The following is a 24,680-nucleotide window of genomic DNA, read 5'->3' on the forward strand; positions in this document are numbered from 1 at the left end:
ACAGCACCGGCCCTCCTTTCCGTCGCAGCCCTCACTGCGGCTGGCGGAGCCTGTAACTCTTGTGCAGCAGGCCGTCCGGGCTGCCGGCATTGACGATTGCAGCACGTACCCAGACCAGTTTTTCCTTCAAGCGCCGGATGTGCCCCCGGCGTACATGGGTGCGCGGTCCCGCAGCGCCCCCACCCAGAGCGGCGCCGTCTGATGCCGCCGTGGCTCCGTCCACCTCGAACACCCGGTAGCTGAAGAACGGTTGCTTGCCCCGGCGCATGCGCCGCTTGTTCAGCGCCGCCGGCGCCTGCCGCTCCACCGACGCAACGTTGGCGCAGTTGAGCACACAACAGGTCTGCAACAGCATGGCGACCTCGTCACGGCAGTCCTGCACGATCTGCGCCTTCACCGCCGCACTGCCTTGCTGCTCCACCGCCCAGGCGTGCCATTCCGGCAGCAGTGCGAACGGTGCAACCCGGAACTGCTGCAAGGGTTTCCCGGATGCCATCGCTTCCACCGGCGCATTCACCAGCCGCGTAGGCAGATTGGCCTCTTCAGGCCGGTACAGGCTCAACGGATTCTGATGTGGCAGGAACACACCTCCCAGCGGCAGCTTCCACGCCGCCGCATCGGCCTGCCAATAGATCGGGATCACCACCACGCCACCGGCCGGTTCATCCAGGAAGCACTCCGTCGCGGGAAACGCCGCGGCAACCTCGCGATTCATGTTCAGGCACAGCGCGATGCGCCGAGGCGCTGCATGGCCCGCCCCTTTGTGTCCCGGCAACCCGTCAGGCAGGATCCACGCCGCCTCCAGCGCCATCACCTCGAATGGCGGACGTGCCATGTCCACGTGCACCTGGCGCAGTTCACGCAGATCGATCATTTCCGCGCAGTTGGGCAGCAGGAACTTGACGCTGCGGTGCAGATAGCCGGCGACGGCTTCATGGGCCTGGCGGATGCCCGGCATGCTGCCCTTGATGCGGGGAATCAGCATGTTCATTTCTTCCAGCGCGTGCGCTGAGTAGTTCAACAGTTCGAGGTGACCTTCCATCGCAGTACAGATGTGCTCCATTCCTTTCCGCCCATTCGACGGTGCGATCGAAGTCTAGGAACGGCGCCAGTACAATCAACACATTGTCCTAGATACATTCGGCGCAGGGATGGCACGTTCACGGTTCAAGCAGGTCGTCGATAGCCTTGTCTCGGATATCCAGAGCGGGAATCTTCCCCCTGGAAGCCGCCTGCCCACCCACCGCGAGCTCGCCCGCCGGCACGATCTGGCGCTTGCAACCGCCAGCCGCGTCTATGCCGAGCTGGCCCGGATGGGCCTGGTCATCGGTGAGATTGGCCGCGGCACCTACGTGCGCGAGGCGTTCGGCGCACAGGGCATGGCCTGCGACATGCTGGCCGGTCTCGGCAGCGGCATCGACCTCAACGCCAACATGCCTACCGCGTTCGGCCAGGACACGCAGCTGCGCCGGGCCCTGCGCCACCTCTCGCAGCAGGGCGACCTGGAGGCGCTGCTTCTGTACCAGCCGCCCCTGGGTCGGCCACAGGAGCGCCAACTCGTGGCCGACTACCTGGTACAGCGCGGGGTGCCGACCGACGCCGGGCGCGTGGCTGTCGTGCAGGGCGCACAGCACGGATTGTCGGTCGCCCTGCTGGGCGCACTGTGCCCGGGCGACGCCATCGCCGTGGATGCCTTGACCTATCCCGGATTCAGGCAGATCGCGGCGATGCTGCGGATGGAGATGATCCCGGTGCCGGTCGGACCGGACGGCACCGACCTGCAGGCGCTGCGTGCGCTCTGCAGCCAGCGCCGGGTCAAGGCCGTGTACTGCATGCCGACCATGCACAACCCGCTGGGCTTCGTGCTGACACTGCAGCAGCGCCAGGAGCTGGCTGCGATCGCCCGCCAGCATGGGCTGCTGGTGCTGGAAGACGCGGCCTACGCCTACCTGGCGGCGCCTGCCGTGGTGCCCGTGGCGGCACTGGCGCCGGAACGCACCGTGTACATCGGCGGCCTGTCCAAGAACCTCGCCACCGGCCTGCGCTTCGGATACATCAGTGCGCCGCCGGCCATGATGGGTGCGATCGAGCGTGCCATCCGCGCCACCACCGTCAACGCGCCGGCACTGATCACGGCGCTGGTGGGTCGCTGGCTGAAGGATGGCACCGTGGATCGCATGGAACGCAACCGCCGCGCCGACGCCCAGCACAGGCAGGCATTGGCACGGCGGCTGCTGGAGGGTGTCGCGCTGGTCGGTCACCCCGGCTCCTACCTGTTGTGGCTGCCCCTGGAAGGGCGCGACCGCGCCGAAGCAATCTGCCAGGACCTGCATGAGCAGGGCATCGTGCTTTCGACCGCCTCGCCGTTCGCGGTCGGAACCCATGTTCCCAACGCGCTGCGCATCGCCCTGGGAACGGTCGATCCGTCCACGCTGGAGCGCGCCCTGGTGCAGATCCGCCTGCGCCTGGACCAGCTGGCTGGCTGAACGGCAAGGCCGCGCGTTCAGCCCGTGGCTCAACCCTGGGCGCGCGCGGCCGATAACGGGGTTGTCACGGCGTATCCCGCCGCTGGCCGGCTCGGCGCCGCCCGCCCGTTTCGACCTGGTCCTGCTCGATGAACCTCCTGCATCGCTGGCAACACTACTTCAGCAATCTCTCCGTCCGGCGCAAGCTCAACCTGCTGACGCTGCTCATCGCGCTCGGCGTGATCGCGCTCTCGGTGATCGCCGCCCGCATGCAGTACCTGGACCTTACCGAGACCCGCAAGACCGCACTGAAGACCCAGGTCGAACTCAGCTACGGCATCCTCCAGCACTACCACCGCCTGGCCAGCACCGGCGAGCTCAGCGACGAGGCCGCCAGGAGCGCCGCGCTGCAGGCGCTGGAATCGATGCGTGCCGAGAACGATACCTACTACTTCAACATCTACGACACCGGCTACCACCTGCTGATGCACCCGTTCCGCAAGGACCTGGTCGGCAAGGACATGAAGGACTTCCGCACCGACGACGGCGTGCGCATCTATTTCGACCAGGTCCAGGCAGCCAAGGCCGGCGGCGGCTTCGTCAACTACCGCTGGGCCAAGCCTGGCAGCCAGGGCGACGTCGAGAAGGTCGCCTACGCCGGCCTGTTCGCGCCCTGGAACTGGGTGGTCAGCAGCGGCGTCTACATGGATGACGTGCAGAAGCAGGCGCTGGTGTTCACCGCGATCATGGCGGTCTCCGGCGGCGTGCTGGTGCTGATCGTGCTGGCCCTGAGCTGGGTCATCGGCAACCGCATCGCGCGCCCGCTGAAGCAGGCCACCGCTGTCGCCGAAGGCATTGCCAACGGCAAGCTGGACAGCCACATCGGCCCGCAGCCGCACGACGAACCCGGCCGCCTGCTGGAGGCGATGTCGCGCATGCAGCAGCAGCTGCATGCCGTCATCAGCGGCCAGCGCGAGATGGCCGGCCGTCACGATGCCGGCGAACTGAGCTACCGCATCGACGCCAGCGCCTTCCCCGGCGAGTACGGGCTGATGGTGCAGGAGACCAACTCCCTGGTCGGCAGCCAAGTGCAGACCCTGCATGACGTGCTGGACGTGGTGCAGCAGTACGCCGTCGGCGACCTCAGCCGCGACATCGCGCGCTACCCGGGCGAGAAGGCGGTGATGACCACCACCGTCGACACCGTCAAGGCCAACCTTGGCCGCATCAACGCCGAGATCAAGCAGCTGGCCAGCGCCGCCGCCGCCGGCGATTTCAGCCAGCGCGGCGATGCCCAGCGCTTCGATCACGATTTCCGCCTGATGCTGGAAAACCTCAACGCCATGATGGCAGTCAGCGATGACAACCTCGGCAAGCTGTCGCAGCTGCTGTCGGCCATCGCCGAGGGCGACCTGACCGCACGCATGCACGGCGACTACCAGGGCGTGTTCGCGCGCATGCATGACGATGCCAATGCCACCGTCGCACAGCTGACCCAGATCGTCGGCCAGATCCAGGCCAGTGCTTCCAGCATCACCCTGGCTGCCGGCGAGATCGCTTCGGGCAACAGTGACCTGTCGCGCCGCACCGAGCAGCAGGCCGCCAACCTGGAAGAAACCGCCGCCTCGATGGAGGAACTGACCTCCACCGTGCGCCAGAACGCCGAACACGCCCGCCAGGCCAACCAGCTCGCCATCGGCGCGCAGGGCGTCGCCTCGCAGGGTGGCGAGGTGGTCGGCCAGGTCGTCACCACCATGTCGGCCATTGAAGCCTCGTCAAAGAAGATCGCCGAGATCATCTCGGTCATCGACGGCATCGCCTTCCAGACCAACATCCTGGCGCTGAACGCCGCGGTGGAAGCGGCGCGTGCCGGTGAACAGGGCCGCGGCTTTGCCGTGGTTGCCAGCGAAGTGCGCACCCTCGCCCAGCGCTCGGCCGCCGCCGCCAAGGAAATCAAGGGCCTGATCGACGACTCGGTCGGCAAGGTCGCCGAAGGCTCCAGCCTCGTGCACCAGGCCGGCAGCACCATGGGCGAGATCGTCGCCTCGGTGCAGCGCGTGACCGACATCATGGCCGAGATCTCTGCGGCATCGCAGGAACAGTCGGCCGGCATCGAGCAGGTCAACCAGACCGTGGTGCAGATGGACGAAACCACCCAGCAGAACGCCGCGCTGGTGGAAGAAGCCACCGCTGCCGCCCGTGCGATGGAGGAGCAGGCCGCGCAGCTGGCCGATGCCGTGGCGATCTTCCGCCTCGACAACCAGGTCTCCGCCGCGATGAAGGCAGTGGCCGCGCGTGTCGAGCCGGTGCATGTTGCCGTCGCCGTACCGCGTCCGCGGCCGGCTCCGACGCCAGCACCGGTACGCCGCACCGGCAGCAACGCCAGCACCTTCGTCGCCAGCGACAGCGACTGGCAGGAATTCTGAGACCCACCCGCGGCGGCTTCGGCCGCCGCCTCTGCCGATGGACACGTCCCCCGTGCAAAGCCCCACTCCCATCGTCACCGGCCCGCGCGAATTCGAGTTCGCCGACCGTGATTTCCGCCGTGTCTGCGACCTGATCTACCAGCGCGTGGGCATCGCCCTCGCCCCGGCCAAGCGCGACATGGTGTATGGCCGCCTGTCGCGCCGCCTGCGCACGCTGGGCATGCGCAGCTTCCAGCAGTACCTGGACCATCTGGAACAGGAAGACGGCGACGAGTGGCAGGCGTTCACCAACGCACTGACCACCAACCTGACCTCGTTCTTCCGCGAGCCGCACCACTTCGACAAGCTGCGCGAAGAGCTGCAACAGCGCGCCAGCCGCACCCCGCTGCTGCTGTGGTCGTGCGCCGCCTCCACCGGCGAAGAGCCCTATTCGATGGCGATTACCGCCTGCGAAGCGTTCGGCACGCTGAAGCCGCCGGTCCGCATCGTCGCCACCGACGTCGATACCCAGGTGCTGGCCACTGCCGGTCGCGGCGTCTACAACATCGATCGCGTTGCCAGCCTCGATCCGGACCTGCGACGTCGCTACTTCCAGCGTGGCAGCGGCCCCAACGAGGGCCAGTGCCGCGTGCTGCCGGCGCTGCGCGACCTGATCGAGTTCCGCCCGCTGAACCTGCTCGCCCCGCGCTACGACGTCGGCGGCCCCTTCGATGCACTGTTCTGCCGCAACGTGATGATCTATTTCGACAAGCCCACCCAGCGCGCCATCCTCGGCCGGCTGGTGCAGCACCTGGCCGATGACGGCCTGCTGTACACCGGCCACTCGGAAAACTACCTGCACGCGGCCGACCTGATCCAGCCCTGTGGGCGTACCCTCTATCGCCGCGCGGCAAAGGCCGGCGCATGAATGCCTCGCTGCGTACCGATGATGTGATGCGCTACCAGGACGCGCGCTTCAAGACCATCGCGGCCAAACTGCTGCCGACCCAGTACCTGGTGGTCGACGACACCACCGCGCTGACCACCACGTTGGGTTCCTGCGTGGCCGCCTGCCTGCGCGATCCGGTACTGAAGATCGGCGGCATGAACCACTTCCTGCTGCCCGAAGGCAACGCCGGTGATGGCGCCCCCGCGCGCTACGGCAGCTACGCGATGGAACTGCTGATCAACGACATGCTCAAGCGCGGTGCGCACCGCAAGCGCATCGAAGCCAAAGTGTTCGGCGGCGCCAACGTGCTCAAGGGCTTCACCAGCAACCCGGTCGGCACCCGCAACGCCGAGTTCGTACGCCAGTACCTGCAGGCCGAGCACATCCCGATCATCGCCGAAGACCTGTGCGGCATCCATCCGCGCAAGATCTGGTTCTTCGCCGATACCGGCCGCGTGGTGGTGCAGCGCCTGCCGCATGCGCATGAGGCCGAAGTGGCCGCGACCGAATCGGCGGTGCGTGCACGCTTGTCCAAGGCCCCGGTCACCGGTGGCGTGGAGTTGTTCGAATGACCCTGACCGGCAACGCCCCCTGCCGGGTCCTGATCGTCGACGACTCCGCCGTCGTGCGGCAGATGCTCACCGAAATCCTGTCCAGCGACCCGACCATCGATGTGGTCGGCACCGCCGCTGACCCGCTGCTGGCGCGCGAGAAGATCAAGCGTCTGGCCCCGGATGTGATCACGCTGGATGTGGAAATGCCGCGCATGGACGGGCTGGCGTTCCTGGAAAACCTGATGCGCCTGCATCCGCTGCCGGTGGTGATGATTTCCTCGCTGACCGAACGCGGTGCCGACACCACGCTGCAGGCGCTGGCGCTGGGCGCGGTGGATTTTGTCTCCAAGCCGAAGCTGGACGTGGCGCGCGGCCTGCAGGGCTATGCCGATGAGATCATCGCCAAGGTCAAGATGGCGGCGCGCTCGCGGGTCCGTCCGCTGCTCCGCGCTGCCGCACCGAAGCTGCTGCTGGAAGCAGCTCCCGCCATGCGCGCAGCCGCGCCGCAGTTCCGCACCACCGACCGCCTGATCGCGATCGGTTCGTCGGCCGGTGGCACCGAGGCCCTGCGCGTGGTGCTGGAAGGCCTGCCCGCCGACGCGCCGGCCGTGGTGATGACCCAACACCTGCCGGCCAGTTTCAGCAGCGCCTTCGCCGAACGCCTGGACCGTCACTCGGCGATGGCCGTGCGCGAGGCCAGCGACGGCGAAGCGGTGCTGCCCGGCCATGCCTACCTGCCTCCGGGCGGCAAGCACCTGCGCATCATCCGTGACGGTGCGCGCTGGCGCTGCCGCGTCGACGACGGCCCGGCGGTGAACCGGCACAAGCCGGCGGTGGATGTACTGTTCCGCTCGGTAGCGCAGAGCGCCGGCGCCAATGCCATCGGTGCCATCCTCACCGGCATGGGCGACGACGGCGCGCGCGGCCTGCTGGAGATGCGCCAGGCCGGCGCGCCGACGCTGGTGCAGGACGAGGCCAGCAGCGTGGTCTGGGGCATGCCCGGCGCCGCGTTCAAGCTGGGCGCTGCCGAAGAACAGGTGCCGCTGGAGCGGATTGCGGAACGGTTGCTGGCGCTTGCGCGCAGCTGAGCCACCGCGCAACACACCTTTCCCGAACGGCCGGCCAAGGGGACCCGGCCGTTCTTCGTCGCGTTTCCCCAAGGAGCTCCACTGTGGCACTACGCCTGACCTGCCTGCCTGCCGCCATCGCGTTGGGCCTGATGCTGTCTCCGCCCGCATCGGCAGAAGAACCCGCTGTCGTCCCGGCACACGACGCTGCACCTGCCACCGATGCGGCCCGCACCCACCCGGTCGACGGCGCAGCCGCTCCGCCCTCTCCCGATGACTGGAGCACGCGCGTCCAGGTGGTACAGGGCGCGCCTGCCGGCCTGCCTGGACACCGCGATGTCGATCTGAAGCTGCGCCTGGTCTCGCGCGGCGACACCGGCAAAGTGGTCACGCTCAAGCTTGTTCAATTGGCGGCCGCCGCCAAGGCCGGCGGTGGCCGTGTCGATGGCTTCTCGAAGAAGAACCTGCGTGGCACCGTCATCGAATCAGTGTCCAGCCCGGCCGTCGACGAAATTCCCGCACTGCTGCGCCGCCATCTGTCCGAGTACTTCATCGCACATCCGGATGCGCTTCCCGAGCACGCGCAGATCGTCAGTGCAAACGCCGGCCTGTGGTCGCTCACCTACCAGTCGCTGTCGGGCAACGCGGTCCCATACGATCTGCAGCATGAGGCTACCCTCACCATTGCACAGTCGTCACCCATCAGCCCGCCCTGGTTGAGCATCACCTGTAGCGATCCCGTACAGACGGCGCCGCTGGAAGATTGGCAGGCAGATGACTACGCGCAGGTCAGGACCGCGGCACGCCAGTTCGCGCAGCGCTGTGTTGACCGGCTCGTGGAACAGCTGCCCACCGTGTTCCCTTCGCCAAGCGTCCAGCGGGCCGCTGCGATCAGTGCCGCCTCGCTCGATCCAGTGGCAGCAGGCGCGACGACCCAGGACGAGGCCGCAACGGCCACAGACGCCGGCCATCCGGCACCAGTACTGTCCACGGACTGGATGAAGGCGGTCCACATCGACCATGGCACCGGCACCGATGCCAAGGGCAAGCGTTCCGGTGACGCAGACCTGCGTCTGGTGACCCGATCGGACATGGGCGTGGCCACGCTGGCCAAGATGAACATCTTCGCCCTGGCCGTGGTCGGTGCACGCAAGGCGCGTGGCTTCTCCAAGGACAGCCTGCGCGGCGACACCGTCGAAGGCGTGTCCAGCCCCGCAGTCGAGCGGGTGCCGGCACTGCTGCAGCAGCGTCTTTCCGAGTACTTCAATGCCTATCCCGACGCGGTTCCCGGCGCCCCCGTGACCGTGCGGGCCGACCCGCACGAGTGGGCGCTGGTCTACGGGCAGCTCAGTGGTTCGCAGATTCCCTACGAGCTCAAGCACCGCACCACGATCGAGGTGCTACCGGCCTCGGGCGCATCGGCCATGACCGTTGACTGCACCGATGGCACGCAGTCGGCTGCGCTGCCGCAGTGGCAGGCCGATGACTATGCCGAAGTGAGGAGCGTGGCCGACGAGCTGGCCGAGCAGTGCGTGGCGCGATTCGTCGCGCGGCTGCCAGAGGCGTTTCCGTCCGCGATGCGCGCCGCAGCGCCTGCCAGCGCCGTTGCCGCTGCCCTGCCCGCCGGCAATCGCTCCCGCATCCGCATCTTCGGTGCCAACGGCCGCAGCATCACCATGCATGTCGGTGGCCAATGCCGCGGCGACGCACGAAGGAAGATCGTTGTCGCGCGCAGCAACAGCGCGGCCGTAGGCAGCCTGATGGGCGGCAGCCCGCAGAACATTTCCATCGGAATGCCGGAAACCGACACCGTGCGTGCGATGAAGAGCGTCCTGTTCTCGAACCCGAACTTCCAGGAGTATTCGGTGGAGGCCGGCAAGCCTTTGATCTTCGACGCACAATTCCAGAACGTTGCCCATCTCCGCTGCGGAGCAGCACCGGACTCGCTGTCGATCCAGTTCGTGCCGAAGGCGGGTCAGGACTACGAAGTGATGATGCGGCTCGAGAACGAGATGTGCGTGCTGGAGAGCAAGCAGGTGGCTGCCGATGGCAGCCTGCGCGTCAACCTCGTGCACACCCCTAAGGCGTGTGCCGCGCAGTAAAGCGTCGGCACCGCGGCAGGACCAACGCCGTTGCCAGGCAGTGCCGGGCAACGGCATCACCAACGCGTGATCACAGCTTGAACGACACCGGCACGCGGATCTCGCCCGGCACGGGTACGCCATCCTCGCTGGCCGGCAGGTAGCGCCACTTGCGAGTCGCCACCTGCGCCGCCTCATCCAGTTCCGGCCAGCCGCTGCTCTGCAGCACGATCGCATCAAGCCACTGCCCGTCGGCCGCCACCTGCACCATCAGGATCGCTTCCCCCTCTTTCTCATCACGGAATGCCTGCGACGGATAGCGCGGCGGATTGCTGTGTTTGGTCTCCATCACGATCGACGCCGGCACGTGCGCCGGCCGAGCACGCTCGACAACGGCGTGCTGCACCGCCTGCTGCGCCATCGCGGCGTGCCCCATCATTAGTGTGGCCAGCACCACCGCACTGCCAGCCCAGCGCCAACCGCGTGCGCGACCTCTGTTCAATCGATCCTGCAACATCCGTGTACTCCAACAAGCGGGGCGGCAAGTCTAACGCTGCACGCACAAAAAACCCCCGGCTCTCACCGGGGGTTTTTCGTTTCAACGGGATGCCAGCCAGCGGCCGGCACTACCCTCAGGCAGCGACCGTCTTGGCCACGTCCTGGTATTCCTCGATCTGGTCGAAGTTCATGTAGCGGTAGATCTCCGCGCCGCTGGCGGCAATCACACCCACATCGGCCATGTACTCTTCCTTGGTCGGGATGCGGCCCAGACGCGAGCAGATCGCGGCCAGCTCGGCCGAACCCAGGTACACGTTGGTGTTGCGGCCCAGGCGGTTCGGGAAGTTGCGGGTCGAGGTCGACATCGCGGTGGAGCCTTCACGGATCTGCGCCTGGTTGCCCATGCACAGCGAGCAGCCCGGCATTTCCATGCGCGCGCCGGTGGCGCCGAAGGTGCCGTACACGCCTTCCTTGGTCAGCTCGGAGGCGTCCATCTTGGTCGGCGGGGCCACCCACAGGCGGGTCGGCAGGTCACGCTTGCCTTCCAGCAGCTTGGCAGCGGCACGGAAGTGACCGATGTTGGTCATGCACGAACCGATGAACACTTCGTCGATCTTGGCACCGGCGACTTCGGACAGGGTCTTCACGTCGTCCGGGTCGTTCGGGCAGGCCACGATCGGCTCGTGGATGTCGGCCAGGTCGATCTCGATGACGGCGGCGTACTCGGCGTCGGCATCCGGCTCCAGCAGCTCCGGGTTGGCCAGCCACGCTTCCATCTTCTCGATGCGACGCTGCAGCGAACGCGGATCCTGGTAACCCTCGGCAATCATCCACTTCAGCAGGGTGATGTTGCTGGTCAGGTACTCGATGATCGGTTCCTTGTTCAGGCGCACCGAGCAACCGGCGGCCGAACGTTCGGCCGAGGCGTCGGACAGCTCGAACGCCTGTTCGACCTTCAGTTCCGGCAGGCCTTCGATTTCCAGGATGCGACCGGAGAAGATGTTCTTCTTGCCGGCCTTGGCCACGGTCAGCAGGCCCGACTTGATCGCGTACAGCGGGATCGCGTTGACCAGGTCACGCAGGGTCACGCCCGGCTGCATCTTGCCCTTGAAGCGCACCAGCACCGATTCCGGCATGTCCAGCGGCATCACGCCAGTGGCAGCGGCGAAGGCGACCAGGCCCGAACCGGCCGGGAACGAAATGCCCACCGGGAAACGGGTGTGCGAGTCACCACCGGTACCGACGGTGTCCGGCAGCAGCATGCGGTTGAGCCAGCTGTGGATCACGCCGTCGCCCGGACGCAGCGAGACGCCGCCACGGGTGGAGATGAACTCCGGCAGCGTGTGGTGGGTCTTCACGTCCACCGGCTTCGGGTACGCAGCGGTGTGGCAGAACGACTGCATCACCAGGTCGGCCGAGAAGCCCAGGCAGGCCAGGTCCTTCAGCTCATCGCGGGTCATCGGGCCGGTGGTGTCCTGCGAGCCGACCGAGGTCATCTTCGGTTCGCAGTAGGTGCCCGGGCGCATGCCCTGGCCTTCCGGCAGGCCACAGGCGCGGCCGACCATCTTCTGCGCCAGCGAGAAGCCCTTGCCGGTGTCGACCGGCTGCACCGGCAGGCGGAACAGGTCAGTCGGGGCCAGGCCCAGCGCTTCGCGCGCCTTGCCGGTCAGGCCGCGGCCGATGATCAGCGGAATGCGGCCACCGGCGCGCACTTCGTCGAACAGCACTTCGCTCTTGACCTGGAATTCGGCGATCACTTCACCGTTCTTCAGCGCCTTGCCTTCGTACGGACGCAGCTCGACCACATCGCCGTGCTCCATCTTCGACACGTCCAGCTCGATCGGCAGTGCGCCAGCATCTTCCATGGTGTTGTAGAAGATCGGGGCGATCTTCGAACCCAGGCAGACGCCACCGGCGCGCTTGTTCGGGATGAACGGAATGTCATCGCCGGTCCACCACAGCACGCTGTTGGTGGCCGACTTGCGCGAGGAACCGGTGCCGACCACGTCGCCCACGTAGGCGACCAGGTGGCCCTTGTCCTTCAGCGACAGGATCTGCTGGATCGGGCCGCGCTTGCCGTCTTCTTCCGGGGTGAACGGCGCGTCATCGCGCTTGTTCTTCAGCATCGCCAGCGCGTGCATCGGGATGTCCGGGCGGGTGGTCGCGTCCGGCGCCGGCGACAGGTCGTCGGTGTTGGTCTCGCCCGGCACCTTGAACACGGTGACGGTCAGGCTCTGCGGCACTTCCGGGTTGCCGGTGAACCACTCGGCATCGGCCCAGCTCTGCAGCACGGCCTGGGCGTTGGCGTTGCCGGCCTTCGCCTTTTCCTGCACGTCATGGAACGCATCGAACACCAGCAGGGTCTTCTTCAGGCCGTTGGCGGCGATGGTGCCGACGCTGGCGTCGTCCAGCAGCTGCACCAGCGGGGCGACGTTGTAACCGCCGAGCATGGTGCCCAGCAGTTCGGTGGCGCGCTCACGGCTGATCAGCGGGTTCTGCTCGCTGCCCAGCGCAATCGCCGCCAGGTACGAGGCCTTGACCTTGGCAGCGTCATCAACGCCGGCCGGCACGCGGTGGGTCAGCAGGTCGAGCAGGAACTCGGCCTCGCCCTGCGGCGGGTTCTTCAGCAGTTCGATGACATCGGCCGTCTGCTGCGCGCTCAGCGGCAGCGGCGGGATGCCAAGCGCAGCGCGCTCGGCGACGTGGTGGCGGTAGGCTTCCAACATGACAACTCCCGGGTAATGCGTAGGTTGAAAAAACAAAGTGGGCTCAGGCTTGCGGCACGATCAGCTTCAGGCCCTTGAAGTAGTCGCGGTAAAACGTGTCGTTCCAGGTGATCAGGCCGTCGCACTGCAGCAGTGCGTGGGCGCCGACCATGAATTCGTCCAGGCTGCGGCGGCTGCCACTGCGCTGGCGGTGGCGACGGTGCATCTCGCCGGCGCGCAGGGCCGACTTGGCTTCCATCGGGTTGAAGTGCACGCCCATTTCTTCCAGCGCTTCGAGCACCTCGGCCCCGCCGCGCAGCGAGGCGCAGACTTCCGCCAGGGTCGCGCCACAGACCACCACGCGGCCGCCGACCAGGCTCTGCCGCAGGATGGCTTCCACCGCATCGGCCTGCGGGCCATTGCTGAGCAGTTCGACCAGCACCGGCGAATCGACGGCGATCATCACCGGTCAGTCCTCGTCGCGGACCGAACGCACGGCGGCGTCAGACGATTCAAAGCCGTCCAGCGCGAACTTGCCGCGCGCCCGTGAAATGGCATCGTCAACACTCTTGCGCAGGATGATGCGGCTGCCGTCCAGCTCGACCTTCAGCAGCGTGCCCTTGGTCAGGCCGAGGGCATCACGCACCGCCTTGGGCAGGGTGATCTGTCCGCGTTCTGCAACAGTGGCTTCCATCGGTAGGCCCTCTTCGGTATGCACGAATTATACATACCGAAGGGGCCATACCGCCAGCCGCGTACTTAGAACGCCACCTGCAGCCGGGTGTTGAAGGTGGTGCCCTCGTCCCGGCCCTGCCCGCTACCGCTGCGGTTGTTGGTCTGCCAGCGGATTGCCTCGAACATCACCCGGCTGTAGTCGTTCAGGTACCAGTTCGCCCCCACCGTCCACGCGTGGCCGGTGCCGCCGGTGGGAAGTTCGGCGTAGTCCACGTCCTCATAGCGCGCCTTCAGTTCCCATGCCCCGGCGCCGCCGTCGGTCACGGGGTCGGCCACCTTTACCTTGCCCCAGGTACCGGCCTTGCCTGAATAGGCAGGAAGAGCGCCCGCCAGGAACCAGCCCGCCGATATCGCCCAGGCCTTGTGGTCCAGGTCGTAGCGGCCGCCGGCGTCGATCCCGCGCAGGTTGCGCGTGCCCCATTCACCGGTGGCCCACGCCGGGCCGAAGAACCCGGCCGCTTCCAGGCCATAGGCCGTGCTGCGCTCGGCACCCGTCAGGGTGCCCGGGGCGATCTTCACCAGATCGTTGAAGTGCCCGGCGATGGCCGAGCTGCGCAGCACGCCGCTGGCACCGGCGGTGATCTCCTCATGGAAGGCCCAGGCCCCCAGGTGCACGGTGGCGGCCTTGCTGGCCACCGGGTTCCAGTGCACGCGCGTGGCCCACGTCTGGCTGTCGTTGTCGTTGCCGGCGTTGTTCAGATCGTTGCCCGCCACCGACAGGCTGGCATGCCAACCCTTGCCATAGACGCGCTCGGTCAGGCCGACGCCGAATAGGCCGCGCTGCGGTAGCATCAACGTGCCGACCACGTTGCGGTCGGGGAACGGCGTGTTGGAGGTGCTGCTGGAACCGTCGATGCCGCGGTCGTTCAGACGGTTGCCGACGGTCAGGTCGGCCGGCAGTCCGAACAGGCGGTGGTCCACGGTCGCGTAGACCGATTTCCAGGCCACTGCGTTGTCGGCGAAGTCGCCCTCCACCGCCCAGCCGAGATTGCCGTAGCGACCCTCGGCTCCCAGGCGCACCGAGCGGATCTCGGTGCCGGAGATGTTGCGGTCGGCCACCGACGAGCCGTCGGTGCTGGAGCCATCGACAAGCAGGCGGCCGCGCGGGCGGAATGCCACCTTGCCATCGCCGCTGCTGAATTCCGGCGCGCCCTTCGCCCAGGACACCTTGGGCGACTTGGCCTGGCTTGACTCCAGCGCGGCGACCCGACTTTCCAGCGCGGGCGCCGGTGCCGCAAGCGGGGTTGGGACGGCGCCCTGCCCGCCTTCGACGGCACGCAGGCGCGCTTCGAGCTGCTGGATCTGCAGGGCCTGCTGCTGCACCAGCGCCGACAGTTCGGCCTGGCTCAGCGGAGCCGGGGCGGACTGCGCCCCGGCATGGCCGCTGGCCAACAGCAGGCCAAGCGCGACCGACAGCGCTGCACGGGGCAGCACGGTGTGCGTGTTCATGGGCTCTCTCTCCGGCCAGCCGGCCCCCTGGCTTGGCGCTGGCCTGTTGCGATGGTGCGGGGGGAAGATCGGGGGAGGCAGCGCGCGCCGCCGGTTCGACCCGGCGGCGCGGCATGCGGGCTCAGCGCAGCGCGGTCAGCTGGTGGCCTGTGCCTGGGCGTTGGGACGCCAGGTGATCAGCTTGTTCTCGACCACGTCGAGAAGGGCATCGATGACCAGCACGAAGGCGGCCAGGATGATGATGCCGGCAAATACACCTACGGCATTGAAGTTGCCCTCGGCCTGCGCGATCAGGTAGCCCAGGCCTGCAGACGCGCCCAGGTATTCGCCGATGATGGCGCCGACCACGGCAAAGCCCACTGACGTGCGCAGCGAAGACAGGATCCAGCTGGCGGCCGCGGGGAAGTACACGTGGCGCAGCAGGTCGCTGCGGCCCGCACCGAGGATGCGCGCGTTAGCCAGTACCACCGGGTTCACCTCGCGTACGCCCTGCATGGCGTTGAAGAACGTGGTGAAGAACACGAGGGTCACCGCCAGGGCCACCTTCGACCACAGGCCTAGGCCCAGCCAGAGCACGAAGATCGGTGCCAGCACCACGCGCGGGATCGCATTGAAGCCCTTGATGAAGGGATCCAGGATGCGCGCCGAGCGACGGCTCAGGCCGAGCCAGACACCGCCCGCCACGCCCAGGCCGGTACCGATCAGGTAGCCCAGCGCGGTTTCGGTCAGGGTGATGTAGACGTGCTGGTAGAACGAGGTATCGGACAGCCAGGTCCAGGCCTGCTGCACGATCGCCGTCGGTGAGGGAAAGAAGAACGGATCGATCACGCCCAGCGCGATACCGCCTTCCCAGCCACCGAACACGGCGATGACCAGGGCCAGCTGGATGATCTTGTCAGTCTTGGCGTGCATAGCTCTTCTCCACTTCGCCGCGCAGGCAGGCCCAGATGTCGCGGTACAGGTCGGTGAAACGTTCGTCCAGCTTGATTTCGGCAACATTGCGCGGCCGTTCCAGGTCCACATCGAAGCTGCGCACGACGCGGCTGGCCGGGCCGGAAGACAGCACCACCACGCGGTCACCCAGGGCGATGGCTTCTTCCAGGTCGTGGGTGATCAGGATCACCGAGCGGCGATCCTCCTGCCACAGGCGCAGCAGCTCGTTCTGCATCAGGTGGCGGGTGTGGATGTCCAGCGCCGAGAACGGCTCGTCCATCAGGATCACCTTCGGCTCGACGATCAGCGCCTGCGCCATCTGCACGCGCTTGCGCTGGCCACCGGACAACTGGTGCGGATAGCGGTGCTCGAAGCCGGCCAGGCCGACCTTGGCCAGCCACGCATTGGCCTTGGCCTTGCGCTCGGCCTCGGGCACGCCGCGGAAGCGCAGGCCCAGCTCGACGTTCTGGTAGGCGGTCTTCCACGGCAGCAGCGCATCCTGCTGGAACAGGTAGCCGACCGACTCCTGCACGCCGCTGACCGCGCGGCCGTCGATGGCCACTTCGCCGGACGAAGGCTTGAGCAGCCCCGCCACGGAATTGAGGATGGTGCTCTTGCCGCAGCCAGTGGGGCCGACGATGGCGAGGAACTCGCCGTCGCCCACCTGGATATCGACATCACGCACGGCGGTGAATTCGCCGAAGGACATGGTCACCTTGTTGATGGCGACCATGGTCTGTGCAGGCTCCAGCTGCGGCGCGCCGTTGAGCTGGCGCACGGTGGCATTGAGGGCCATGGGGTTACCTCCGCTTACGGTTGGGCAGCCGGCGCCGCAGCGTGGGCACGCTCGACGAAGGCATTGGTGTAGGTCCTGGACAGATCGATGTCGGCGTTGGCGACATCCTTGTTGAACTCGCGCAGCACCTTCAGCGGCGTTTCCAGATCGGCCGCGGTGAAGTGGCCATCGGTGGTGAAGATCGCGCGGGCGTTCTCCACGGCACGAGCGTAGGTAGCGCGGTCACCGGAGACGTAGCTGTCCGGCAGCGCGGCGACGATGTCCTCGGCGCTGTTGTCGGCGATGAACTTCAGGGCCATCTGCTCGGCGCGGGCGATCTTCTCGGCCGCCTGCGGGCGCTGTTCCAGGAAGCTGCGGTTGGCATACATCACCGAGGTCGGGTACAGCCCGCCATAGACCTGGCGTGCGCCCTCGTCACTGCGTGCATCAATGATGATCTTTCCGACCTTGCGCTCGGTGATCAGGGTGGCGGCCGGGTCGTAGTTCACCAGCAGGTCGATCTTGCCCTGTTCCAGTGCAGCCACCGCTGCCGCACCCGAGCCGACGCCGATCAGCGAGATGCTGTCCACCGGAATGTCATGCTGGGCCAGGAAGTGGCGAACGAAGAAGTCAGACGAGGAGCCCGGCGCGGTGATGCCGACCTTCTGGCCCTTGATCGTCTCCGGGCGGGCCGGGTCGAAGGTCGCGTCATCGCGGCCAGCCATTACCAGCCCGGAATTGCGCGACAGCAGCACGAAACCCACCACGTCCTTGTGCTTGGCCTGCATCTGGATGGTGTGGTCATAGAAGCCCACCGCCACGTCGGTGGAGTTGGCCACCAGCGCCTGCAGCACCTTCGAACCGCCCTGGGCGAAGTTCTCCGTCTTCACCTCAAGGCCGACATCCTTGAAGTAGCCCTTGGAATCGGCAATGAAGAACGGCAGGTTGTTGAGGTTGTACGACCCCACGCTGATCCGCACCGGCGCGCTGTCGCCACCACCGACCGCGGCGCCCTGTGCATCGGCTCCCTGCTTGCTGCACCCGGCCATGGCCAGGCCTGCCGCGCACAGCGCGGCCATGAACATCTGCTTGTACATCATCCCTCCCAGGAGTGAAGCATCTACGTTGTGGTGGCCGGCCACGCGCGGCCGCGCGGGCCCGACCGGTTTCAGGTCATGCCGCTGAAGTCCATTGGCGGGCTTGGGTGGAACAGATCTCGGCGGTTGCCGGCGAGGTCGCGAACACGCGGCCTTCGAACAGGCGGCGGGCGGTACGGACCACGCTGGCAACCACCGGCGCATCGTCCGAGCTTCGGCTGAGGCCCACGTCCAGGACCCCGCTCGGATGTTCGAGGGTAATGCTGCCGGGCAGGCCCAGGCATCCGACGAAAGTGTTGGCCAGCGTGCCCGGCGTGACCGCGGCCGTGGCCAGGCCAACCCCGCCAGTGATTGCCAGCGCGGTATGGCATTGATGCGGCATGAAATAGCGCACCTGCAGGTGGCCGCCGTGCTGCGGCGCGGAAAGCAGCACCGGCTTGGGAATCACCTTGTTGCCGGCATCGGCGATGCCCATGCGGGCGCCGGCTTCGATGCGTAGCGCTTCAAGACGGGCAAGCAGGCTCGCATCCGCATTCAGTTCGGCCGGTGAGGCATCGCCGCGCACGCCCAGATCCTCGGCGCGCACCAGCATCATCGGCATCGCACAGTCGATCAGGCTTACCGCCACGCCGTCGATGGTTTCCTGGGCATGCCCGCTGGGCAGCAGTTTGCCGGTACGGGCGCCGGCCGCATCCAGGAAGGACAGCCGCACCGGCGAGGCCGAGCCGGGCGCGCCAGCAATCCGCGTATCACCGCGGTAGACCACCTCACCACCCGGCGTTTCCACCGTGGCCACGATCAGCTTGCCGGTGTTGACGTTGAAGACGCGCACCCGGGTCTGCGGGTCTTGTGCCTGCACCAGCCCGCGCTCGATGGCGTAGGGCCCGACGGCCGCCAGCATGTTTCCGCAGTTGGGCGAGGTATCCACCACCTGCTGCTCCACCCGCACCTGGGCGAACAGATAGTCCACGTCGGCGTCGGCGCGGCTGGAGCGGTCGATGATCGCCACCTTGCTGGTCAGCGCGTTGCCCCCGCCGATGCCGTCGATCTGCAGCGGGTGGCCCGAGCCCATCACTTCCAGCAGCAGGCGGTCGCGCTGGGCGGTGTCCGCCGGCAGGTCGGATGCCAGGAAGAAGGGGCCTTTGGAGGTGCCGCCGCGCATGAGCACGCAGGGAATGCTGAGCAGATCGTTGGACATACGTGTGCTAGATTGATGCGTATAGGGGATGAATACCCCCTCTGTGATTCGATACTGGCATGACACCAATTGATCTGTGAATTGCTGATTTTTGGATGATTGATACCCCATGAGCATCAATTGCGAGATTCTGGATCTTCGCGCGTTCCTCGTGGTTGCCGAGACACGCAGCTTCCATCGCGCCGCCGAAAGCCTGCACGTATCGCAGCCCGCGCTCAGCCGCCGCATCCAGAAACTGGAACAGGCCGTCGGCTCACCGCTGCTGGAGCGCACCACGCGCAGCGTCAGCACCACCGCCGTGGGTGAGAACCTGTTGCCATTGGTGCGGCGTATGCTGGAGGAATTCGACGGCTCGCTGTTTTCACTGCGCGGGCGCGACGACACCCGCGGCGCCACGGTGACCATCGCCTGCCTGCCGACGGCGGCGTTCTACTTCCTGCCCAGCGTGATGGCACGCTTCCACGAGGCGCACCCGAACGTGCGCTTCCGCATCCTGGATATCCCGGCCACCGAAGGGCTGCAGGCGGTGGAACGTGGCGAAGTGGAATTCGGCATCAACTTCATGGGTGCCAACGATCCCAACCTTGATTTCGACGTGCTGGCCGAAGATCCGTTCGTGCTGGCCTGCCGCCGCGACCATCCACTGGCCCGCAAGCGCAAGGTCGAATGGGCCGATCTGGCCCAGCACCAGCTGATCACCGTGCATCGCACCAGCGGCAACCGCACCCTGCTCGACGGTGCGCTGGCACGCGAGAACCTGAAACTGAGCTGGCACTACGAGGTGACCCACCTGTCCACCTCGCTGGGCATGGTCGAAGCCGGCATCGGTGTCTCGGTGCTGCCGAAGATGGCCACCCCCGATGGCGACCACCCGATCCTGGTGACCCGCCCGATCGGCAACCCGGTGGTGTCGCGCACCATCGGCATCGTGCGCCGTCGCGGCGCCCTGCTCTCGCCCACCGCCGAACGCTTCCTGCAGATGCTGATGAGCCAGTGGCGCGGCAAACCGTGACATCGGCACTACATACAGCCATGTAACCTTGCGTCCTGCGCCAAGGGCGTTCTGGCCCCTCCCCGCTCGGCCATACTGGTGGGGATCCGGCGGCCGGAACGCCACCGGCAAACGCAAGCAGGTCTGCCACGGCGGGCCAGTGCAAGCCATCCGCAAGAAGGAGTTACCCCGCATGAGCGATTCGTTCTCCACCCGCAGCCAGCTGGACGTCGGCGGCAAGACCTACGACTACTTCAGCCTTCCCAAGCTCGGCCAGCGCTTCGATATCTCCCACCTGCCCTACTCGATGAAGATCCTGCTGGAGAACCTGCTCCGGCATGAGGACGGCGGTGCCACCGTCGGCCCCGACCACATCGAAGCGGTGGCACGCTGGCAGCCCAGCGCCGAACCGGACACCGAAATCGCCTTCATGCCGGCGCGCGTGGTCCTGCAGGACTTCACCGGCGTGCCCTGCGTGGTCGACCTGGCCGCGATGCGCGACGCCGTGGTCAAGCTGGGCGGCTCGCCCGAGCAGATCAACCCACAGATTCCCTCCGAACTGGTCATCGACCACTCGGTGCAGGTCGATGTGTTCGGCAAGCCCGATGCGCTGGACCTCAACGGCAAGATCGAATTCCAGCGCAACCAGGAACGCTACGGCTTCCTGCGCTGGGGCCAGAAGGCCTTCGACAACTTCAAGGTGGTGCCGCCCAACACCGGCATCGTCCACCAGGTGAACCTGGAAAACCTGGCCCGCGTAGTGATGACGGCGGACAAGGACGGCAAGGCGGTGGCCTACCCCGATACCGTGTTCGGTACCGACAGCCACACCACGATGATCAACGGCATCGGCGTGCTCGGCTGGGGCGTGGGTGGCATCGAAGCGGAGGCGGCCATGCTCGGCCAGCCGTCGTCGATGCTGATCCCGCAGGTGGTCGGCTTCAAGCTGACCGGCAAGCTGCCCGAGGGCGCCACCGCCACCGACCTGGTGCTGACCGTTACCCAGATGCTGCGCAAGCTGGGCGTGGTCGGCAAGTTCGTCGAGTTCTATGGCGATGGCCTGCAGCACCTGCCGCTGGCCGACCGTGCCACCATCGGCAACATGGCCCCGGAATACGGCGCCACCTGCGGCATTTTCCCGATCGACGCCGAATCACTGAACTACCTGCGCCTGTCCGGCCGCAGCGAAGCGCAGATCAACCTGGTCGAGGCCTACGCCAAGGCGCAGGGCCTGTGGCACGAGCCGGGCAGCCCGCATGCCCAGTACAGCACCACGCTGGAACTGGACATGGGCACGGTGAAGCCGTCGCTGGCCGGCCCGAAGCGCCCGCAGGACCGCGTGCTGCTGGAAGACGTGCAGAAGAACTACCGCGAAGCGCTGGTGGGCATGACCGCCAACCGCGACAAGCGCAGTGATGATGTGTCTTCGTTCGTCAATGAAGGCGGCGGTGCGGCGGTCGGCAACGAGCAGCTGGCCAAGGGCTTCGCCGACATCGAGATCGAGAACCGCAAGGTGCGGCTGAAGGATGGCGCGGTGGCCATCGCCGCCATCACCTCGTGCACCAACACCTCCAACCCGGCGGTGATGATCGGTGCCGGCCTGCTGGCCCGCAACGCGGCCGCCAAGGGCCTGAACCGCCAGCCGTGGGTGAAGACCTCGCTCGGCCCGGGCTCGCGCGTGGTCACCGACTACCTTGAAAAGGCCGGCGTACTGAAGGAGCTGGAGAAGATCGGCTTCTACGTGGTCGGCTACGGCTGCACCACCTGCATCGGCAACTCCGGCCCGCTGCCCACCGAAGTCAGCGCCGGCATCGCCGCCGGCGACCTGGTGGTCACCTCGGTGCTGTCGGGCAACCGCAACTTCGAGGGCCGCGTGCATCCCGAAGTGAAGATGAACTACCTGGCCAGCCCGCCGCTGGTGGTGGCCTACGCCATCGCCGGCACCACCGACATCGACCTGACCACCCAGCCGCTGGGTACCGGCAGCGATGGCCAGCCGGTGTTCCTGCGCGACATCTGGCCGAGCAACAAGGAAATCGGCGACGTCATCGCCGCCACCATCGGCCCGGAGATGTTCAAGCAGAACTATGCCGATGTGTTCAAGGGTGACACCCGCTGGAACACCATCGCCTCGCCGGACGGCAACCTGTATGAGTGGAGCGACGCCTCCACCTACATCAAGAACCCGCCGTACTTCGATGGCATGACCATGCAGACCGGCAGCATCGACGACGTGCATGGCGCACGCGTGATGGGCCTGTTCGGCGATTCGATCACCACCGACCACATCTCCCCGGCCGGCAACATCAAGAAGGACTCGCCGGCAGGCCGCTTCCTGCAGGAACGCGGCGTGCAGCCGGCCGACTTCAACAGCTACGGCAGCCGCCGCGGCAACGATGACGTGATGGTCCGCGGCACCTTCGCCAACATCCGCATCAAGAACCTGATGTTCGGTGGCGAGGAAGGCGGCAACACCCTGTACTACCCGGCCGGCGGTGGCCAGCCGGAGAAGCTGGCGATCTACGATGCGGCCATGAAGTACAAGGCCGACAAGGTGCCGCTGGTGGTGCTGGCCGGCAAGGAGTATGGCACCGGTTCGTCGCGCGACTGGGCGGCCAAGGGCACCCTGCTGCTGGGGGTGAAGGCGGTCATCGCCGAGAGCTTCGAGCGCATCCACCGCTCCAACCTGGTCGGCATGGGCGTGCTGCCGCTGCAGTTCCGCAACGGCGAGAATGCGCAGAGCCTGGGCCTGGACGGCTCGGAAGTGATCGACATCACCGGCCTGCAGGACGGTGCCAGCAAGCGTGCCACCGTCACCGCAACCAAGGCGGATGGCACGAAGAAGACCTTCGAGGTTTCGGTGATGCTGCTGACCCCGAAGGAAGTCGAGTACTTCCGTCATGGCGGCCTGCTGCAGTACGTGCTGCGCCAGTTGGCCAACAAGTAACGCCCTACCGTGGGTAGAGTCGACTGTCAGTCGACCATCCAACAAAAGGGCCGGATCCTCGCGGATCCGGCCCTTCTGGTTTCTTCGCAGCCAGGCATGGTCTGGCTCTACTGCGTCACAGGCAACGTCGGGGCCCGGTCAACGGCGCGGTGCGTCCGGGTCGGTGCGCAACGCCTTCAGCAGGCCCCACATGTAGAACGCCAGGGTGAACGAGAACGGCAGGCCGCACAGCACCACCGCCGTCTGCATCGCACTGAAGTTGCCGGCCAGCAGCAGGCCGACACTGGCCACGGTGATGCCGGCCGCCCAGAACACGCGCAGCCAGATCGGCGCGTCGTGGCCATCTTCCACGCCATCGTCGACGCGACGCGTGCACAGGTTGGCGATCATCAATGTGCCCGAATCGACCGGGGTCAGGAACAGCACGAAGCCGATCACCACCGCGGCACCGGCCACGTAGGGCGCGGCGGGCAGGTATTCCAGCAGTTTGAACAGCGTCATCGCCGCATCGTGCTGGGCCACCTCACCCAGCACCGCCTGGCCGTGGTTGAGCACCAGGTCGATGGCGGTATTGCCGAAGATCGACAGCCACGCCAGGGTGAAGCCAAGCGGAATCAGCAGCACGCCCATGATCACTTCGCGGATGGTGCGGCCACGCGAGATGCGCGCCACGAAAAGGCCCACGAACGGTGCCCAGGCAATCCACCACGCCCAGTAGAACAGCGTCCACGAGCCCATCCACTCACGGCCCTTCGGGTCGTTGAGGTACATGTCGAAGCTCTTGCGCACGAACGCGCCCAGATAGTCGCCGGTGTTCTGGATCAGGCCGTCGAACAGGTGCAGGGTCGGGCCGGCGACCAGCACGAACAACAGCAGGCCGCACAGCAGCCGCACGTTGAGGTTGGAGAGCCAGGCGATGCCCTTCTCCACACCCGCCACCACGCCGATGGTGGCGACCACCATCATCACCAGCACGATCGCCACCAGCACCTGCGGCGTGTCCGGAATGTGGAACAGGTAGACCAGGCCGGACTGCACCACCAGCGCACCGATGCCGAGGTTGGTCACCATCGAGATCAGCGTGGCCAGGATGCCGAAGCCATCGACCATATCGCCGATGCGGCCATGGATGCGCTCACCGAAGATCGGGTACAGCGCCGAGCGCAGCGCCAGCGGCAGGTCACGGCGGTAGGCGAAATAGCCCAGCGCCACGCCCACCAGCGCGTACAGCGCCCAGCCGTGCAGCCCCCAATGCAGGAAGGTCAGCACCATCGCCTCGCGGCCGGCGGCCACGGTACCGCCGGGCTGCCCGGGCGGATTGAGGAAGTGATCCAGCGGCTCGTAGGCGCCGTAGTACAGCAGCGCGATGCCGATGCCGGCCGAGAACAGCATCGAGACCCAGGGCACGTAGCCGAAGGCCGGCGATTCCTCGTTGTGGCCCAGCCGGATGCGGCCATACGGCGAGAACGCCAGCCACAGCACGAAGCCCAGGCACAGCACGATCAGCAGCATGTACCACCAGCCGAACGCCGCCGAGACCTCGGCCTGCGCCCATTGCAGCCAGTGCTCGCTGCCTTCGGGATAGAGAACGGTGAGCAGCCCGAGGATGCCGATCGACACCGAGGAACTGAAGAACACAAAACGGTTCAAGCGCAGGGGCGAACGCTTGGGATGAGCCAGGGAAGACATGGGGTCGTCTCATCAAGTCCGAGGGAGCACATGGGCGGGGCCGGACCGGTAAACCGGGCCCATGGCGTGGGGCGCGAGCGCATCCTAGGGTTTATTGATTGAACGTTCAATCAATAAAAAGCATAATGACGGACAGCCCGAT

General features: G+C 66.7%; 19 protein-coding genes. 8 read left to right on the forward strand and 11 right to left on the reverse strand.

All coding sequences use genetic code 11. The features are described from left to right. Positions 1-31: 31 nt before the first annotated feature. Complete coding sequence (locus ACMZPQ_RS08430) at positions 32-1,042, reverse strand: hypothetical protein (protein ID WP_197583042.1); 1,011 nt, start codon at positions 1,040-1,042, stop codon at positions 32-34. Positions 1,043-1,151: 109 nt separating this feature from the next. On the opposite strand from ACMZPQ_RS08430, the gene ACMZPQ_RS08435 reads away from it, so the two are divergent. The 6 genes from ACMZPQ_RS08435 (at position 1,152) to ACMZPQ_RS08460 (ending at position 9,542) form a co-directional block, all read left to right on the forward strand. Beyond that, the gene (locus ACMZPQ_RS08435; RefSeq protein ID WP_197583041.1) at positions 1,152-2,486 is read left to right on the forward strand and encodes an aminotransferase class I/II-fold pyridoxal phosphate-dependent enzyme; all 1,335 of its coding nucleotides are present in this window, start codon (positions 1,152-1,154) and stop codon (positions 2,484-2,486) included. A 128-nt stretch (positions 2,487-2,614) separates the two neighbouring features. Further along, complete coding sequence (locus ACMZPQ_RS08440; RefSeq protein ID WP_197583040.1) at positions 2,615-4,891, forward strand: methyl-accepting chemotaxis protein; 2,277 nt, start codon at positions 2,615-2,617, stop codon at positions 4,889-4,891. Positions 4,892-4,928: 37 nt separating this feature from the next. Next, positions 4,929-5,798, forward strand: coding sequence for a CheR family methyltransferase (locus ACMZPQ_RS08445; protein ID WP_197583039.1), 870 nt, complete (start codon positions 4,929-4,931; stop codon positions 5,796-5,798). Further along, positions 5,795-6,391, forward strand: coding sequence for a chemoreceptor glutamine deamidase CheD (gene cheD / locus ACMZPQ_RS08450; protein ID WP_008264676.1), 597 nt, complete (start codon positions 5,795-5,797; stop codon positions 6,389-6,391). Before ACMZPQ_RS08445 ends, cheD begins: the two co-directional genes overlap by 4 nt. Next, a complete protein-coding gene (locus ACMZPQ_RS08455; RefSeq protein ID WP_197583038.1) occupies positions 6,388-7,461 on the forward strand; it encodes a protein-glutamate methylesterase/protein-glutamine glutaminase in 1,074 nt (357 codons plus the stop codon). Before cheD ends, ACMZPQ_RS08455 begins: the two co-directional genes overlap by 4 nt. An 83-nt stretch (positions 7,462-7,544) precedes the next feature. Further along, positions 7,545-9,542 carry a hypothetical protein gene (locus ACMZPQ_RS08460; protein WP_197583037.1) on the forward strand — a complete coding sequence of 666 codons (1,998 nt, stop codon included), beginning with the start codon at positions 7,545-7,547 and terminating at the stop codon, positions 9,540-9,542. A 70-nt stretch (positions 9,543-9,612) separates the two neighbouring features. On the opposite strand, the gene ACMZPQ_RS08465 is transcribed toward ACMZPQ_RS08460, so the two are convergent. The 9 genes from ACMZPQ_RS08465 to ACMZPQ_RS08505 all read right to left on the reverse strand — a co-directional run bounded on the left by ACMZPQ_RS08465 (position 9,613) and on the right by ACMZPQ_RS08505 (position 18,911). Next, positions 9,613-10,023 (reverse strand): energy transducer TonB, encoded by a 411-nt coding sequence (locus ACMZPQ_RS08465; protein WP_312646285.1) that lies wholly within the window; start codon positions 10,021-10,023, stop codon positions 9,613-9,615. 130 nt (positions 10,024-10,153) lie between these two features. Then, positions 10,154-12,745, reverse strand: coding sequence for a bifunctional aconitate hydratase 2/2-methylisocitrate dehydratase (gene acnB, locus ACMZPQ_RS08470; protein WP_197583035.1), 2,592 nt, complete (start codon positions 12,743-12,745; stop codon positions 10,154-10,156). Between the two features lie 43 nt (positions 12,746-12,788). Continuing rightward, a complete protein-coding gene (locus tag ACMZPQ_RS08475; protein WP_008267153.1) occupies positions 12,789-13,187 on the reverse strand; it encodes a type II toxin-antitoxin system VapC family toxin in 399 nt (132 codons plus the stop codon). 6 nt (positions 13,188-13,193) lie between these two features. Beyond that, positions 13,194-13,418, reverse strand: coding sequence for an AbrB/MazE/SpoVT family DNA-binding domain-containing protein (locus tag ACMZPQ_RS08480; RefSeq protein ID WP_008268694.1), 225 nt, complete (start codon positions 13,416-13,418; stop codon positions 13,194-13,196). Positions 13,419-13,483: 65 nt separating this feature from the next. Beyond that, a complete protein-coding gene (locus ACMZPQ_RS08485) occupies positions 13,484-14,908 on the reverse strand; it encodes an OprO/OprP family phosphate-selective porin (protein ID WP_414485984.1) in 1,425 nt (474 codons plus the stop codon). Between the two features lie 135 nt (positions 14,909-15,043). Further along, positions 15,044-15,820, reverse strand: coding sequence for an ABC transporter permease (locus ACMZPQ_RS08490; RefSeq protein WP_006442371.1), 777 nt, complete (start codon positions 15,818-15,820; stop codon positions 15,044-15,046). After that, positions 15,804-16,637, reverse strand: coding sequence for an ABC transporter ATP-binding protein (locus ACMZPQ_RS08495; protein WP_006442369.1), 834 nt, complete (start codon positions 16,635-16,637; stop codon positions 15,804-15,806). Before ACMZPQ_RS08495 ends, ACMZPQ_RS08490 begins: the two co-directional genes overlap by 17 nt. A gap of 14 nt (positions 16,638-16,651) precedes the next feature. Then, the gene (locus ACMZPQ_RS08500; RefSeq protein ID WP_006442367.1) at positions 16,652-17,713 is read right to left on the reverse strand and encodes an ABC transporter substrate-binding protein; all 1,062 of its coding nucleotides are present in this window, start codon (positions 17,711-17,713) and stop codon (positions 16,652-16,654) included. A gap of 76 nt (positions 17,714-17,789) precedes the next feature. After that, on the reverse strand, positions 17,790-18,911 hold the full coding sequence (locus ACMZPQ_RS08505) for a 4-oxalomesaconate tautomerase (RefSeq protein WP_049455868.1): 1,122 nt from the start codon (positions 18,909-18,911) through the stop codon (positions 17,790-17,792). 109 nt (positions 18,912-19,020) lie between these two features. Here ACMZPQ_RS08505 and ACMZPQ_RS08510 point away from each other — a divergent pair, with 109 nt between their 5' ends. Next, complete coding sequence (locus tag ACMZPQ_RS08510) at positions 19,021-19,923, forward strand: LysR substrate-binding domain-containing protein (RefSeq protein WP_197584013.1); 903 nt, start codon at positions 19,021-19,023, stop codon at positions 19,921-19,923. A 172-nt stretch (positions 19,924-20,095) separates the two neighbouring features. Then, positions 20,096-22,849 carry an aconitate hydratase AcnA gene (acnA, locus tag ACMZPQ_RS08515; RefSeq protein ID WP_197584010.1) on the forward strand — a complete coding sequence of 918 codons (2,754 nt, stop codon included), beginning with the start codon at positions 20,096-20,098 and terminating at the stop codon, positions 22,847-22,849. Positions 22,850-22,987: 138 nt separating this feature from the next. On the opposite strand, the gene ACMZPQ_RS08520 is transcribed toward acnA, so the two are convergent. Continuing rightward, positions 22,988-24,538: a BCCT family transporter gene (locus tag ACMZPQ_RS08520; protein WP_197584211.1), complete on the reverse strand. Its 1,551-nt coding sequence runs from the start codon at positions 24,536-24,538 to the stop codon at positions 22,988-22,990. Positions 24,539-24,680 lie beyond the last annotated feature (142 nt).

Source organism: Stenotrophomonas maltophilia (genome assembly GCF_047497515.2).
In the GTDB taxonomy this organism is placed as follows: Bacteria; Pseudomonadota; Gammaproteobacteria; order Xanthomonadales; family Xanthomonadaceae; genus Stenotrophomonas.

Coding starts and splice junctions, on each gene's coding strand:
- ACMZPQ_RS08520 (WP_197584211.1), bottom strand. CDS start 24,538: ATGTCTTCCCTGGCTCATCCCAAGCGTTCGCCCCTGCGCTTGAACCGT.
- acnA (WP_197584010.1), top strand. CDS start 20,096: ATGAGCGATTCGTTCTCCACCCGCAGCCAGCTGGACGTCGGCGGCAAG.
- ACMZPQ_RS08500 (WP_006442367.1), bottom strand. CDS start 17,713: ATGTACAAGCAGATGTTCATGGCCGCGCTGTGCGCGGCAGGCCTGGCC.
- ACMZPQ_RS08485 (WP_414485984.1), bottom strand. CDS start 14,908: ATGAACACGCACACCGTGCTGCCCCGTGCAGCGCTGTCGGTCGCGCTT.
- acnB (WP_197583035.1), bottom strand. CDS start 12,745: ATGTTGGAAGCCTACCGCCACCACGTCGCCGAGCGCGCTGCGCTTGGC.
- ACMZPQ_RS08430 (WP_197583042.1), bottom strand. CDS start 1,042: ATGGAAGGTCACCTCGAACTGTTGAACTACTCAGCGCACGCGCTGGAA.
- ACMZPQ_RS08475 (WP_008267153.1), bottom strand. CDS start 13,187: ATGATCGCCGTCGATTCGCCGGTGCTGGTCGAACTGCTCAGCAATGGC.
- ACMZPQ_RS08495 (WP_006442369.1), bottom strand. CDS start 16,637: ATGGCCCTCAATGCCACCGTGCGCCAGCTCAACGGCGCGCCGCAGCTG.
- ACMZPQ_RS08490 (WP_006442371.1), bottom strand. CDS start 15,820: ATGCACGCCAAGACTGACAAGATCATCCAGCTGGCCCTGGTCATCGCC.
- ACMZPQ_RS08445 (WP_197583039.1), top strand. CDS start 4,929: ATGGACACGTCCCCCGTGCAAAGCCCCACTCCCATCGTCACCGGCCCG.
- ACMZPQ_RS08435 (WP_197583041.1), top strand. CDS start 1,152: ATGGCACGTTCACGGTTCAAGCAGGTCGTCGATAGCCTTGTCTCGGAT.
- ACMZPQ_RS08440 (WP_197583040.1), top strand. CDS start 2,615: ATGAACCTCCTGCATCGCTGGCAACACTACTTCAGCAATCTCTCCGTC.
- ACMZPQ_RS08510 (WP_197584013.1), top strand. CDS start 19,021: ATGAGCATCAATTGCGAGATTCTGGATCTTCGCGCGTTCCTCGTGGTT.
- ACMZPQ_RS08480 (WP_008268694.1), bottom strand. CDS start 13,418: ATGGAAGCCACTGTTGCAGAACGCGGACAGATCACCCTGCCCAAGGCG.
- ACMZPQ_RS08455 (WP_197583038.1), top strand. CDS start 6,388: ATGACCCTGACCGGCAACGCCCCCTGCCGGGTCCTGATCGTCGACGAC.
- cheD (WP_008264676.1), top strand. CDS start 5,795: ATGAATGCCTCGCTGCGTACCGATGATGTGATGCGCTACCAGGACGCG.
- ACMZPQ_RS08505 (WP_049455868.1), bottom strand. CDS start 18,911: ATGTCCAACGATCTGCTCAGCATTCCCTGCGTGCTCATGCGCGGCGGC.